This is a genomic window from Nonomuraea maheshkhaliensis (assembly GCF_039529435.1).
Classification (GTDB): domain Bacteria; phylum Actinomycetota; class Actinomycetes; order Streptosporangiales; family Streptosporangiaceae; genus Nonomuraea; species Nonomuraea maheshkhaliensis.
On sequence record NZ_BAAAMU010000010.1, the window covers coordinates 142,072 to 154,596 of the forward strand.

The following is a 12,525-nucleotide window of genomic DNA, read 5'->3' on the forward strand; positions in this document are numbered from 1 at the left end:
GAAGCGGCCCTGATCGGGTCAGCGAGCCTCGGACAGGAGCTTGCTCAGCCGGCTGACGCCCTCGACCAGGTCCTCGTCACCCAGCGCGTAGGACAGACGGAAGTAGCCCGGCGTGCCGAAAGCCTCGCCCGGCACCACGGCCACCTCGGCCTCCTCCAGGATCAGCTCCGCCAGCTCGGCGGACGACCGGGGCCGCCGGCCGCGCAGCTCCTTGCCGATCAGCTCCTTGACTGAGGGATATGCGTAGAACGCCCCCTTCGGTTCCGGGCAGAACACGCCCGGGATCTCGTTCAGCATCCGCACCATCGTCTGACGACGGCGGTCGAACGCCTCGCGCATCTCCGCCACCGCGGACAGGTCGCCGGAGACCGCCGCCAGCGCGGCGATCTGCGCCACGTTGGAGACGTTGGAGGTGGCGTGCGACTGCAGGTTGGTCGCGGCCTTGACCACGTCGGACGGGCCGATCAGCCAGCCCACGCGCCAGCCGGTCATCGCGTACGTCTTGGCCACGCCGTTGAGGATCACGACCTGGTCGCCCAGCTCGGGGACGGCGGTGGCGATGCTGGTGAACTCGGCGTCGCCGTAGATCAGGTGCTCGTAGATCTCGTCGGTGACCACCCACAGGCCGTGCTCCGCCGCCCAGCGGCCGATCGCGATCGTCTGCTCGCGCGAGTAGACGGCGCCCGTCGGGTTGGACGGCGAGACGAACAGCAGCACCTTCGTCCGCTCCGTGCGGGCCGCCTCAAGCTGCTCGACGCTCGCCAGGTAGCCGGTGGACTCGTCGGTCACGACGTCGACCTGCACGCCCCCGGCCAGCTTGATCGCCTCGGGGTAGGTCGTCCAGTAGGGGGCCACGACGAGGACCTCGTCGCCCGGGTCGAGCAGCGTCGCGAACGCCTGGTAGACCGCCTGCTTGCCGCCGTTGGTGACGAGCACCTGCGAGGGCTCGGCCGCGTAGCCGGAGTCGCGCAGCGTCTTGGCCGCGATCGCCTTCTTCAGCTCGGGCAGCCCGCCGGCGGGCGTGTACTTGTGGAACCGCGGGTCGCGCGCCGCCTCGATCGCCGCCTCGACGATGTAGCCGGGCGTCGGGAAGTCGGGCTCGCCGGCGCCGAAGCCGATGACGGGCCGGCCCTCGGCCTTCATCGCCTTCGCCTTGGCGTCCACGGCGAGCGTGGCGGACTCGGAAATCGCGGAAATTCTCGCGGAGATGCGAGGTCGGGTGGACATGCGTCCATGTTCCCACGCGGCCCACACGCGGGCGTGACCTGGGCGATCAGGTTTTGGTTCGACGTACCGGGCAATCCCCCGTATGCTTTCGCCTGGTCCTTCCGCCGCATGTCGGCGAGCGGTTCGGTCCAGGCAGTGAGTCGATCAGGGTAGTCTGGTCAACGACATAGGGCACTGGCGCAATTGGTAGCGCACCGGTCTCCAAAACCGGCGGTTGGGGGTTCGAGTCCCTCGTGCCCTGCGAGTGCGGTCCGCGCAATGCTTGGCGTGTAAGCGCGCCGCAATACTGCGTTGGATACGACGGATCAGGTGAGGACTGTGGCGATCGACACGCGCGGCGAGACCGCAGACAAGCCTAGTGGCGACAAGAAGGCGCGCACGACTCCTGCCCTCTTCTACCGGCAGGTCGTCAACGAGCTTCGTAAGGTCATCTGGCCGACACGCAAGGATCTCATCACCTACACCACGGTCGTTCTGATATTCGTTCTGATCATGGTTGCGATCGTGTACGGGCTCGACAGCGCCCTGGGATGGGCGGTCCTCCGCGTCTTCGGCGGATCCTGACCGAGACTCCGGCGGTGGTCGCCTGACGGGGTCGCCATTCGATTACCACGAAAGAGGAAGAGTCACCGTGTCCGAGTCTTCAATTCCGGCTGACGGGTCCCGCGACGAGTGGGGCGACGAGCTGGAAGAGGCCACTGAGGAGTCCGCCGAGGCGGCTCTGGAAGAGGCCGAGGTCGAGGAGAGCGACGAGGAGGCGGCCGAGGTCGAGGCTTCCACCGTCGACGACGACGGTGAGGAACTTCCCGAGGTCGACCCCGTCGAGGAGTTCAAGAGCTCGCTGCGCGGTCAGCCCGGCGAGTGGTACGTCATCCACTCCTACGCCGGTTACGAGAACCGGGTGAAGTCCAACATCGAGAGCCGCAACGTCTCGCTCAACATGGAGGACTACATCTACCAGGTCGAGGTGCCCACGCACACCGTCCAGGAGTTCAAGAGCGGCAAGAAGGTCCCGGTCAAGGAGCGGGTGCTGCCCGGCTACGTGCTGGTGCGCATGGAGCTGACCGACGAGTCCTGGGCCGCCGTGCGCAACACGCCCGGCGTGACCGGTTTCGTCGGCCTGTCCAACAAGCCGAGCCCGCTCAGCCTCGACGAGGTCGCCAAGCTGCTGGCGCCCGAGCCGACCGAAGAGGCCAAGAAGGCCACCACCAAGGCGGCCGCGGGCCCGACGGTCGAGTTCGAGATCGGCGAGTCCGTCACGGTCATGGACGGCCCGTTCGCGACGCTGCCCGCCTCGGTGAGCGAGATCAGCCCCGAGTCGCAGAAGCTCAAGGTGCTCGTGTCGATCTTCGGCCGGGAGACCCCGGTGGAGCTTTCGTTCAACCAGGTCTCGAAGATCTGAGACGATCACATACACTTAGACGTTCGGCTGGCCGCCTCACGCGAAGGGCGGCCTCCGACATGTCAGGGGCGCACCCGCGACCCTGACGGCATCGCAATCAGGACCCGGAGAAGGACAAATGCCTCCGAAGAAGAAAATCGCCGCACTGGTGAAGGTCCAGCTTCCCGCTGGACAGGCCACCCCGGCGCCGCCCGTGGGTACCGCCCTCGGTCCCCACGGCGTCAACATCATGGACTTCGTCAAGCAGTACAACGCTGCGACGGAGGCCCAGCGGGGCAACATCATCCCCGTTGAGATCACCATTTTCGAAGACCGCAGCTTCACCTTCATCACGAAGACGCCGCCGGCGCCCGAGCTGATCAAGAAGGCCCTGGGTCTCGACAAGGGCAGCGCGGTCCCGCACCGCGACAAGGTCGGCAAGCTGAGCCGCGAGCAGCTGCGCAGCATCGCCGAGACGAAGATGCCCGACCTCAACGCCAACGACATCGAGGCGGCCGAGAAGATCATCGCCGGCACCGCCCGGTCGATGGGCATCACCGTCGCCGACTGAGACCTTTCCCCGTAGTCGTGGGAGGGCCGGCACCGCGATCGGCCCGGACACCACAAGGAGTCAACATGCAGCGCAGCAAGGCGCACAAAGACGCGGCCGCCAAGATCGACCGCGACAAGCTCTACACGCCCGTCGAGGCCGCGAAGCTGGCCAAGGAGACGTCGACCACCAAGTTCGACGCCACCGTCGAGGTCGCACTCCGGCTCGGCGTCGACCCTCGCAAGGCCGACCAGATCGTGCGCGGCACGGTCAACCTTCCGCACGGCACCGGTAAGACCGCCCGGGTCCTGGTCTTCGCGACCGGCGACCGTGCTGAGGCGGCCCGCGAGGCGGGCGCCGACATCGTCGGCGCCGACGAGCTGATCGACGAGATCTCCAAGGGCAACCGGCTCAACGAGTTCGACGCCGTGGTCGCCACGCCGGACCTGATGGGCAAGGTCGGCCGTCTCGGCCGCGTCCTCGGCCCGCGCGGTCTCATGCCCAACCCGAAGACCGGCACCGTGACGCCCGACGTCGCCAAGGCCGTGACGGAGATCAAGGGCGGCAAGATCGAGTTCCGCACCGACCGGCAGGCCAACCTGCACTTCATCATCGGCAAGACGTCGTTCGGCGAGCGCCAGCTCATCGAGAACTACGCCGCCGCCCTCGACGAGGTGCTCCGTCTCAAGCCGTCGGCGGCCAAGGGCCGTTACCTGAAGAAGGTCACCTTCTCGACGACGATGGGCCCGGGCGTCCCGGTCGACCCCAACGTCACCCGCGGCCTCACGGCCGAACTGGAGAGCTGACCGCTCCCGCAGAGCTTCACTGACGCCCCCGTCCGGTCCTTCCGGGCGGGGGCGTTCTGCGTTCTCGCCCTTTCGGGGCTGATCGACCGACCGGGGCGGGAGCCTCCACCAACCCGTATCCGCAGAGTCGCCGATGACCGACGGATCGCTGCCGGGCTGCCTCTTGCCGGGGTCGTCTCCGTCGATCTGCTGCTGGACGACTGGGCTGCCGCTGGGCCCTCCGCTGGGCGGGCCTTCGTTGGCCCGTCTCCATCGAGTCGCCGCCGCGCAACTGGGCTACCGCCGGGCTGGCTCCGTTGGGTCGGCCTTCGAGCGGTCGCCGCCAAGCCGTCTCCGTCGTGGCGTCGCCGGACGACCGGGCCGCCGGGCCGCCTCTGCTGGCTGTGCCTTCGTTTGGAGCTCTCCGGGGGTGTAGGCCGGCTGCCGTCTTAGGCGGGCTGCCAGACTGCGGCCTCGCCGTCGCGGCCGCTGGTCGTCTGGGGTGGGCTTCCGGAAGGTGCTCGCGGATCGTCGGCGATGGGCTTCCGGAGGGCGGTGCCGGCAGTTCCTCCGCGACGGGTTCCGGAGGGTGGTGGTGCGGGTCGTCCGTGAGGGCCTCACGAGTGGGGGTGACGGAACTCGTTCGCGGGAGGTGTCAACCGAATGTGCGGGCCGGCCGGTAGTCATCGCTGGAGCCGATGAGACGGAGATGACTGATGGACGACGGGTTCGCCGAGTACGTGGCGCACCGCCACTTACGGCTGTGCCGGATGGCGTACCTCCTGACCCGGGACTGGGGTACGGCCGAGGATCTGGTGCAGACGGCGCTGGCCAAGGCGTGGGTGGCCTGGCGGCGGATCGAGGGGAATCCGGACCCGTACGTGTATCGGATCATCGTGAACACCCACGCCTCGTGGTGGCGGCGGCTGTGGCGGGGTGAGGTGCCGGTCGAGACCTTTCCCGAGACGGCCGACCCGCGCGATCAGACCGCCGTGGCGGACGACCGGGCGGCGCTGTGGAACGCCATCGGCGCCCTGTCGCCGCGTCAGCGGGCGGTGATCGTCCTGCACTACTTCGAGGGCCGCACGCTCGCCCAGGTCGCCGACATCGTCGGTTGCTCGCTGGGCACGGTCAAGAGCCAGCTCGGCAGGGCCCTGACCCGGCTCAGGGTCGATCCGGACATCCGCACGATGCACCTTGAGGAGCTGCAGCGATGAGGGAGACAGCGATGAGGCGTACGGAGAGCGGCCTGCGCGCGCTGCTGGAGGAGCGCGCCAACGACAGGGCCGGCGCTGAGCCGGGCCCGCACCTCGACCGGATCATCCGGCGGGGCCGCCGGACACGCGCGACCAGGCGGGCGATGCGTGCCGGAGCGGCGGTGGCCGCCACCGCGACGGCCACAGCCGCCGTCCTGCTGACGGGCTCCATCGCGAGCACGGGTCTCGTCCGTCCGGATGAACGGGCCGTGGTGGCTCGGCAGCCCGACTCCGCGCGGGTCGAGACGGGCCCCGAGCTTCCCGAGTCCTACCCCATCGTCCTCGGAGCCAAGAGGTACTCCATTCCCCTCCTGCACGCCGAGCGCTTCGCCACGACAGGGGTGGGCAGGACGGTGACGTTCACCCCGACGAGCACCGACACCGGCTTCAAGGTGGTCTGCGGCGACCCGAACGCCTGGCTCGTCCTCTCGAGCCCGCTCAAGGGCGGCGAACGAGGCGGCACGTCCGGGCGGTGCGGGAACGGGGGAGGGGGCCATCACGACCATCTCTCCGCGCCCACCGGATGGCTCAAGGGCCCGCAGAAGATACAGGTGTGGGTCTTCCCCCCGGACGCGCCCGTCATCGAGGTCGCCGAGCAGCTAGGCCGCTGCCTGCGGATCCCGGCTTCGGCGCCGTGCGACGAGGAGGCGGCCGGGCGTGCGCTCTCCCGCGAGGACGTGCGCGAACGGCTTTCGAAGAAGGTGGGCGAGCAGCCCGGCCAGTGGGCGGTCGGTGTGTACGACCACCCGGCCGCCGGCACCTTCGCACCCGCGGGCTCGTCTACGCCCTCGGGCTCGTCCACGACCTCAGGCCGTCCGTGATCTCAGAGCCCTCCGGCTTCCTTCGTGGGCTCGCGGACGCGGTCAGGGCAGGCTCCGGTGCCCGGCCCCGTTCCGTGGTCGGCTCGGCGGGCGTCGAGTCGGAGGGAGCGCGCCGGCGGCAGGTGGATCGTGGGGATTCAGCGGGACCCGTACAGCGACAGGATCTTGCAGGTGAGGGCGGCCGCGGAGGGAATTGTGTGGGAAGTGTGCGCGCCGTGTGAGGGATAACCCTGGGTTTTCCCTTATTTGTGAGGGGAAGACGCCACGGCGGGACGACACAAACGTAAGGTCAAAACATGCTGAAGCGCACGATAAGTATGACCGCGGCCGGAGCCGCGCTCGTCGTAGCCGCGGTCGCCGGTTGTGGATCGAACGCGCAGCCCATCCAGGTCAACCTGGCCGCCTCAGAGGTGCTCGCGCAGGCCGCGCAGAAGACGTCGGAGGTCACCAGTTACACGGTCGACGCCGTGGTGAACGTCTCGCACGGGCAGGAGGGCGACGGCAAGGTGCAGGGCCGCATGCTCTACCAGAGCAAGCCCGAGCTGGCCGCCGACCTCACGCTGGACACCGTCGACATGGGCGGGCGGAGCGTTCCCGGTGGCGTGCGGGCGGTGCTGCAGGGCGACACCGTTTACGTCAAGGTCGAGGCGCTGAAGGAGCTCCTGGGAGCCACCAAGCCGTGGATCAAGGTCTCGCTGAGCGAGATGAGCGGCGACTCGGCGCAGGTGAACCAGTACCTCACCCAGATCCAGCAGTTCGACCTCGGCAACATGACCAAGCTGGTCACGGCCTCGCAGGACGTCAAGTCCGTCGGGACCGAGAGCGTCAACAACGAGGACACGACCCACTACAGCGGGACGTTCCCCGTCGACGTTGCCGTGCAGCAGCTGCCGGCCGACAAGCAGGAGCAGGCCCGCGAGAACCTGGCCGAGCTGAAGGACGTCAAGTTCGACATCTGGGTGGGCGCCGACGGGCTGCCGCGCAAGCTCGCACTGAACGGCTCCAAGGAGGGCGCCACGCTCGACGCCACCCTGTTCTTCAAGGACTTCAACAAGGCCGTCAACATCCAGACGCCGCCCGCCGACCAGGTCGGAGAGCTGCCCAAGGGTACGAACAACTGAGAGCGATTTGGAAACTCGGCGATCAACACGTAGTCTGGTCGTTGCCGAAGACCGCCGGTCGTCGTCAGGTGCCTCAAAGCCTGGCGACCGAAGGATCCACATTCTGTGGACGGCCCGCGCAGGTGTGATACGAGTTTCCCACGTGGAGTGATCCATGTGCGTGAAGCCCCGTGCGCCCTGCGCCCGGGGCTGTTCTCATTTCTGGGGCCCTTCGCCGGTGGCACATCTGGAAGGAGGCCCATGGCGAGGGCGGATAAGGCGACAGCGGTTGCCGAGCTCAAGCGTGAGTTCGAAGGCAGCGCCGCCGCCGTTCTGACCGAGTACCGCGGTCTCACCGTCGCGCAGCTCAAGGAGCTGCGCACCTCTCTCGGTGGGAATGCGAAGTTCGCCGTGGCGAAGAACACCCTGACCAAGATCGCGGCCACTGAGGCCGGTCTTGCGGGCCTCGACGGCCTGCTCGCCGGTCCGACCGCGATCGCCTTCGTCAACGGTGACGTTGTCGAGGCGGCCAAGGGCCTGCGTGACTTCGCCAAGGCCAATCCCCTTCTGGTGATCAAGGGCGGCGTCCTCGACGGCAAGACGCTCGACGCCTCCGAGATCACCAAGCTCGCCGACCTCGAGTCCCGCGAGGTTCTCCTCGCGAAGCTGGCCGGTGCCATGAAGGCCAAGCAGAGCGCCGCCGCCGCGGTGTTCGCCGCTCTGCCCACGCAGATGGCCCAGCTGGCCGAAGCCCTTCGTGCCAAGCGCGAAGAGTCCGGCGAGTAACACGGGGGTTGCCGCACATACCGCGGTCCCGTTCCTAGTTTTCTGCAAGTCCTAAACGTAAGGAAAACATCATGGCGAAGCTCAGCACCGACGAGCTGCTCGACGCGTTCAAGGAGATGACCCTCCTTGAGCTGTCCGAGTTCGTGAAGCAGTTCGAAGAGGTCTTCGACGTCAAGGCCGCCGCGCCCGTCGCGGTCGCCGCCGCCCCCGCCGCCGCCGGTGGTGGCGAGGCCGCCGCGGTCGAGGAGCAGGACGAGTTCGACGTCATCCTCGAGGCCGCCGGCGACAAGAAGATCCAGGTCATCAAGGAGATCCGCGCCCTCACGTCCCTGGGCCTCAAGGAGGCCAAGGACCTGGTGGACGGTGCTCCGAAGCCGGTCTTCGACGGCAAGGTCAACAAGGAGCAGGCGGAGAAGGCCAAGGCTGCCCTCGAGGGCGCCGGCGCCACCGTGACCGTGAAGTAACTTCCCCTTCGCTTCACGCAAAAAGCTCTTCGGAAAGAGGCGGACACACCCTGGTGCCGGGTGTGCCGCCTCTTTTCGCGTTCTCGGGCGGATTCAGCTCCTCGGGCGGATTCAGTTCCTCGGGCGAAATCAATGGTCAGCCCGCGGCGGCGGCACGAACCCGGTCGATGGCGCTGGTGTCCATGTAGTCCCTGGTGTGCGTGATGCGCCCGTTCCTGATCCTGAGTACCAGCAGGCCCGGGACGGTGATCGTGCGGCCGCCCGCCGCCACGTGCGCATCCTGCTCCACCACCACGACCTCAGGATCCTCGGTACGGTGCAGCGCCACCCGCCGCACCTCCCTGGCCTCGAACGGCGAGGCGCCCCACATCGCTCGGTATCCGGCGCGCACCGCCTCCCGCCCCTCGAAGGCCGGCAGCCCGCCGAACGGGAACTCGTGCAGCCCGTCCTCCGCGTACAGGTCGGCCAGCTCGTCGGCCGACTTGCGCAGCATGGCCGCGTGGTAGCCGGTGACGATCTCCTCGATGGACATGACGAACCCCATTTCGCTCAACAGGCGTTGACTCAACGAGCGTAGAGCGAAACGGAGGGTTCGGTCAACGCGGGTAGAGTCAGGCTCGTGAGCGAGCGACCGCTGCCGCGGGCCGAGAGGCGGCGCAGGACAGAAGGCCGGATCCTCGACGCCGCCAGGTCACTCTTCGCCGAGGTCGGCTACGAGCGCGCCACCATCAGGGGCGTCGCCAGGGCGGCTGAGGTCGATCCCGCCCTCGTGATGCAGTACTTCGGCAGCAAGCAGGAGCTCTTCCAGCACGCCGTGCGCGTGACGCTGGTGGCCGAGGGCGAGCGGGACGCGGACGGGATGGTCGAGGAGCTGCTCGGCACGCTGTCGGCCAAGATGGGGGAGCTGCCCCAGGGCTCCCTGGCCATGATGCGTTCGATGCTGACCCACCCTGAGGCCGCCGCGTCGGCGCGCGAGGTGCTGAGCGGGCAGATCGACCGGCTCGCCGCGGCGACGCCCGGCGCGGACGCGCGGCTGCGTGCGGCGCTGATGACGCTCGTCATGCTGGGCGTCACGGTCGGGCACCAGCTCCTGGAGCTGGACGAGCTGCGCGACGTGCCGCGCGAGGAGATCGCCCGCCTGCTGCGCCCCGCCCTGCGCGCGCTCGCCGGCCAGGACGCCTGACAGCCGCCTGATAACCGCCCGGTAACAAGCTATTGGATGGCGGTCCAATTCGCCGCGACGCCGTTACGGTGAGGGCAGCGCCGAAGCCGGGCGCGCAAATCCCCTGAAATCCCGGGAAACGTCGGGAAGGTGACAGTGGGCGTCGAGGTCGTGGTCGATGGGCTGACCAAGTCGTTCGGTCGGCAGGTCATCTGGGAGGACGTCTCGCTGACGCTGCCCGCGGGCGAGATCTCGGTGCTGCTCGGCCCCTCGGGCACCGGCAAGTCGGTCTTCCTCAAGACGCTCGTGGGCCTGCTGCGGCCGGATCGCGGCCACATCTGGATCGACGGCTACGACCTGGCCAACTGCAGGGAGGACAAGCTCTACGAGCTGCGCCGCCTCTTCGGCGTGCTGTTCCAGGACGGCGCGCTGTTCGGCTCGCTCAACCTGTACGACAACATCGCCTTCCCGCTGCGCGAGCAGACCAGGAAGAGCGAGAGCCAGATCCGCCAGATCGTCATGGAGAAGGTGGAGCTGGTCGGCCTGCGCGGCGCCGAGACCAAGCTGCCGGGGGAGATCTCGGGCGGCATGCGCAAGCGGGCGGGGCTGGCCAGGGCGCTGGTGCTGGATCCGGAGATCATCCTGTTCGACGAGCCCGACTCGGGCCTCGACCCGGTGCGCACGGCCCTGCTCAACCAGCTCATCGTGGACCTGAACGCCGAGATCGAGGCGACGTTCCTGATCGTGACCCACGACATCAACACCGCCCGCACGGTGCCCGACAGCATCGGGATGTTGTTCCGCAGGGAGCTGGTCATGTTCGGCCCCCGCGAGATGCTGCTGTCCAGCGACGAGCCGGCGGTGCGGCAGTTCCTGAACGCCAGGAAGCACGGCCCCATCGGCATGTCGGAGGAGAAGGACGTCTCCGAGCTGGAGGCAGAGGCGCAGCTGGGGCACGACCCCGGGGCGCTGCCGCCGATCCCGCCGCAGCTCATGCCCACCGGGAACAGGATCCGCCGCACCCAGAAGCCGCCGGGCACCTGGCTGGCGGCCAACGGCGTGATCCCGCCGCAGGGGTCGTTCGTGGACGAGCGCGGCCGCAACTGGCTGGAGGAGTACCCCCGCCTGGTCAACGTCCACTTCCACGGGATCGGCTGAACAGCCGCCGGGTGTCATCCCAGCACCCCGAGGGCGCGTAGGGCGCTCAGCGGCGCTCTGAGGGCCGTCTGGAGGCATTCGCGGGAAATCCGACGGCCTTGCCCGATTCCCCGAAGAAGCTTCCTGAGCCTTTGAGGGGGCGCCCCGGGCCTCCACTCATGCCGCCTGCGTCGATTCGCGGACTTCGCGAGCGGGTGTCGCGTTATGATCCGGCACGCGACGGCCAGGATGGGGGTGGGCACCATGAACGGACTCGCCGTTCGGCCCGCTCGCATCCTGATCGCGGCGCTCAGCGGGATACTGGCGGCACTCGTCGGCACCGGCGTCTGGATCGCCGCCCAGGCACGCGACGAGCAGGGCAGGGCGGGTGACAAACAGGCGGTGCTGCTCGCGGCGGGCGTGCACGCCAAGAACCTGGTCTCGCTCGACTACCGGACGGTGGCGGCCGACCTGCGGCGCATCGTCGACACCTCGACGGGGCCGGCCAGGGCCGAGTACACCGCCACCGCGGCCAAGCTCGAATCGACCACGGTCGAGAACAAGGTCGTCCAGCACGGCGTGCTGCGCGCGACCGGCCTGGTCTCGATGACCGCGACCACGGCCAAGGCGCTGGTGGTGGCCGACGTGGAGATCCGCTGGGACGGCTCGAAGAGCGCGCCGCAGGACCGGTTCTACCGCTGGCGGATGGACCTGAGCAAGGTCGGCGGGCTGTGGCTGGTGTCGAAGGTGGTGCAGGTGACGTGAGGCTCGTCACGATCGTGCTGCTGGGCGCCCTCGTCCTCGTGGCGGGGGTGATGGTGCCGACCATGTGGGTCAACCTGAGCGACCTGCGCGCGGCGGAGGCGGCCGCGGCGGAGGCGACGGTCGCGGCCAAGAAGGTCGCGCCCGAGTTGCTCTCGTACGACTACCGGACGATCGAGGAGGATCTGGCTCGCGCGGGGACGTTCACGACGGGCGACCTGACCGGGCACTACAAGGAGCTGAGCAAGAGCCTGGCCTCCCGCGCCAGGGCGCAGAAGATCGTGCAGACGGTGGACGTCACGGACGTGGGAGTCGAGCGCGCCGAGCCCGGCCGGGTAGAGGTTCTGCTCTTCATGAACACTGGTACGGTCAAGGAGATCCCAGGTAAAGAAGGACTCCAGCGGGAGTTCACCCAGAACCGGGCAAGGTTCGTCATGGTGCGGCAAGAGTCGCGCTGGCTGGTGGCGGGCCTGTCCACCCTCCTGGGTACGGCATGAGGGCCCCAGAGATCGCGGGCGCGTCGCTTCCTTCAATTGTTACCAAAAATCAGGTTTAGCGAAGCCTTTGGCGGGGGTATCCCAGTCACTGCAACACCGGTTGTCGGCATGGGTTCGGCCCCCGGTGTGACAGAGCGTTAACCGCCCCCGTTCGCGGGTATCGTCTTGGGCCTGGCGGTAGGCGATCAGTCACACAGGGGAGAAAACCCAGCGTCCGGGCCCTGAGTCGGCTAAAAGTCGGGCTTGTGGGCTTGACGTTTCCGCCTGAACGGGCGATGCTGCGACCAACGTGGAGCATGCAGCGAGGGTGAAGTGGACAGGCGTGTGCCGTTCGGCTACACTGCCCCTTTGCGCTGCCCTTTGACGACCCGTGATGCTTGCTCACGTTGCGAGGTTGTCTGGCGTGCGTGTAGTCAGTCCGCCGCGAGCCCTCGGAAGGACATCTGTTGGCAGCCTCGCGCAACGCCTCCGCCGTACCCGCTGGTCCCCGTCGCGTCTCTTTTTCGCGCATCCAGGAGCCTCTCGAAGTTCCTGATCTTCTGGCCCTGCAGACCGAGTCTTTCGACTGGCTGCTCGGCAACGAGAAGTGGAAGGCCC

General features: G+C 68.2%; 15 protein-coding genes and 1 tRNA gene. 14 read left to right on the forward strand and 2 right to left on the reverse strand.

Annotated elements, in window-relative coordinates; all coding sequences use genetic code 11:
* Nucleotides 1–18: 18 nt before the first annotated feature.
* Nucleotides 19–1,227, reverse strand: a complete 1,209-nt coding sequence (locus ABFX54_RS09740; protein WP_346103343.1) for a pyridoxal phosphate-dependent aminotransferase — start codon at nt 1,225–1,227, stop codon at nt 19–21.
* Nucleotides 1,228–1,395: 168 nt separating this feature from the next.
* Between ABFX54_RS09740 and ABFX54_RS09745 the strand changes: the two genes are divergently transcribed.
* The 10 genes from ABFX54_RS09745 (at nt 1,396) to rplL (ending at nt 8,370) form a co-directional block, all read left to right on the forward strand.
* Nucleotides 1,396–1,468: transfer RNA gene (locus ABFX54_RS09745), tRNA-Trp, on the forward strand.
* Between the two features lie 77 nt (nt 1,469–1,545).
* The gene (gene secE, locus ABFX54_RS09750; protein WP_181307797.1) at nt 1,546–1,791 is read left to right on the forward strand and encodes a preprotein translocase subunit SecE; all 246 of its coding nucleotides are present in this window, start codon (nt 1,546–1,548) and stop codon (nt 1,789–1,791) included.
* Between the two features lie 67 nt (nt 1,792–1,858).
* Complete coding sequence (gene nusG / locus ABFX54_RS09755) at nt 1,859–2,629, forward strand: transcription termination/antitermination protein NusG (protein WP_346103345.1); 771 nt, start codon at nt 1,859–1,861, stop codon at nt 2,627–2,629.
* A gap of 118 nt (nt 2,630–2,747) precedes the next feature.
* On the forward strand, nt 2,748–3,179 hold the full coding sequence (gene rplK / locus ABFX54_RS09760) for a 50S ribosomal protein L11 (protein ID WP_106244322.1): 432 nt from the start codon (nt 2,748–2,750) through the stop codon (nt 3,177–3,179).
* A gap of 65 nt (nt 3,180–3,244) precedes the next feature.
* A complete protein-coding gene (rplA, locus tag ABFX54_RS09765; RefSeq protein WP_346103347.1) occupies nt 3,245–3,964 on the forward strand; it encodes a 50S ribosomal protein L1 in 720 nt (239 codons plus the stop codon).
* Between the two features lie 695 nt (nt 3,965–4,659).
* A complete protein-coding gene (locus ABFX54_RS09770) occupies nt 4,660–5,160 on the forward strand; it encodes a SigE family RNA polymerase sigma factor (protein WP_346103349.1) in 501 nt (166 codons plus the stop codon).
* An 11-nt stretch (nt 5,161–5,171) separates the two neighbouring features.
* Complete coding sequence (locus tag ABFX54_RS09775; protein ID WP_346103350.1) at nt 5,172–6,020, forward strand: hypothetical protein; 849 nt, start codon at nt 5,172–5,174, stop codon at nt 6,018–6,020.
* Between the two features lie 296 nt (nt 6,021–6,316).
* Nucleotides 6,317–7,141 carry an SCO4651 family lipoprotein gene (locus tag ABFX54_RS09780; protein ID WP_346103352.1) on the forward strand — a complete coding sequence of 275 codons (825 nt, stop codon included), beginning with the start codon at nt 6,317–6,319 and terminating at the stop codon, nt 7,139–7,141.
* Between the two features lie 240 nt (nt 7,142–7,381).
* A complete protein-coding gene (rplJ, locus tag ABFX54_RS09785; RefSeq protein ID WP_346103354.1) occupies nt 7,382–7,906 on the forward strand; it encodes a 50S ribosomal protein L10 in 525 nt (174 codons plus the stop codon).
* 71 nt (nt 7,907–7,977) lie between these two features.
* Nucleotides 7,978–8,370 (forward strand): 50S ribosomal protein L7/L12, encoded by a 393-nt coding sequence (gene rplL, locus ABFX54_RS09790; RefSeq protein ID WP_185070580.1) that lies wholly within the window; start codon nt 7,978–7,980, stop codon nt 8,368–8,370.
* 136 nt (nt 8,371–8,506) lie between these two features.
* On the opposite strand, the gene ABFX54_RS09795 is transcribed toward rplL, so the two are convergent.
* Nucleotides 8,507–8,902: a nuclear transport factor 2 family protein gene (locus ABFX54_RS09795; RefSeq protein ID WP_346103356.1), complete on the reverse strand. Its 396-nt coding sequence runs from the start codon at nt 8,900–8,902 to the stop codon at nt 8,507–8,509.
* Between the two features lie 87 nt (nt 8,903–8,989).
* Between ABFX54_RS09795 and ABFX54_RS09800 the strand changes: the two genes are divergently transcribed.
* The 4 genes from ABFX54_RS09800 (at nt 8,990) to ABFX54_RS09815 (ending at nt 11,928) form a co-directional block, all read left to right on the forward strand.
* Nucleotides 8,990–9,553, forward strand: a complete 564-nt coding sequence (locus tag ABFX54_RS09800) for a TetR/AcrR family transcriptional regulator (protein ID WP_346103358.1) — start codon at nt 8,990–8,992, stop codon at nt 9,551–9,553.
* 135 nt (nt 9,554–9,688) lie between these two features.
* Nucleotides 9,689–10,690: an ABC transporter ATP-binding protein gene (locus ABFX54_RS09805; protein WP_346103378.1), complete on the forward strand. Its 1,002-nt coding sequence runs from the start codon at nt 9,689–9,691 to the stop codon at nt 10,688–10,690.
* Nucleotides 10,691–10,933: 243 nt separating this feature from the next.
* The gene (locus tag ABFX54_RS09810) at nt 10,934–11,434 is read left to right on the forward strand and encodes a hypothetical protein (RefSeq protein ID WP_346103360.1); all 501 of its coding nucleotides are present in this window, start codon (nt 10,934–10,936) and stop codon (nt 11,432–11,434) included.
* Nucleotides 11,431–11,928: a hypothetical protein gene (locus tag ABFX54_RS09815; RefSeq protein WP_346103362.1), complete on the forward strand. Its 498-nt coding sequence runs from the start codon at nt 11,431–11,433 to the stop codon at nt 11,926–11,928. Before ABFX54_RS09810 ends, ABFX54_RS09815 begins: the two co-directional genes overlap by 4 nt.
* The last annotated feature ends 597 nt before the right edge of the window (nt 11,929–12,525 follow it).

Coding starts and splice junctions, on each gene's coding strand:
- rplK (WP_106244322.1), top strand. CDS start 2,748: ATGCCTCCGAAGAAGAAAATCGCCGCACTGGTGAAGGTCCAGCTTCCC.
- rplL (WP_185070580.1), top strand. CDS start 7,978: ATGGCGAAGCTCAGCACCGACGAGCTGCTCGACGCGTTCAAGGAGATG.
- ABFX54_RS09775 (WP_346103350.1), top strand. CDS start 5,172: ATGAGGCGTACGGAGAGCGGCCTGCGCGCGCTGCTGGAGGAGCGCGCC.
- rplJ (WP_346103354.1), top strand. CDS start 7,382: ATGGCGAGGGCGGATAAGGCGACAGCGGTTGCCGAGCTCAAGCGTGAG.
- rplA (WP_346103347.1), top strand. CDS start 3,245: ATGCAGCGCAGCAAGGCGCACAAAGACGCGGCCGCCAAGATCGACCGC.
- ABFX54_RS09780 (WP_346103352.1), top strand. CDS start 6,317: ATGCTGAAGCGCACGATAAGTATGACCGCGGCCGGAGCCGCGCTCGTC.
- ABFX54_RS09740 (WP_346103343.1), bottom strand. CDS start 1,227: ATGTCCACCCGACCTCGCATCTCCGCGAGAATTTCCGCGATTTCCGAG.
- ABFX54_RS09770 (WP_346103349.1), top strand. CDS start 4,660: ATGGACGACGGGTTCGCCGAGTACGTGGCGCACCGCCACTTACGGCTG.
- ABFX54_RS09795 (WP_346103356.1), bottom strand. CDS start 8,902: ATGTCCATCGAGGAGATCGTCACCGGCTACCACGCGGCCATGCTGCGC.
- ABFX54_RS09810 (WP_346103360.1), top strand. CDS start 10,934: ATGAACGGACTCGCCGTTCGGCCCGCTCGCATCCTGATCGCGGCGCTC.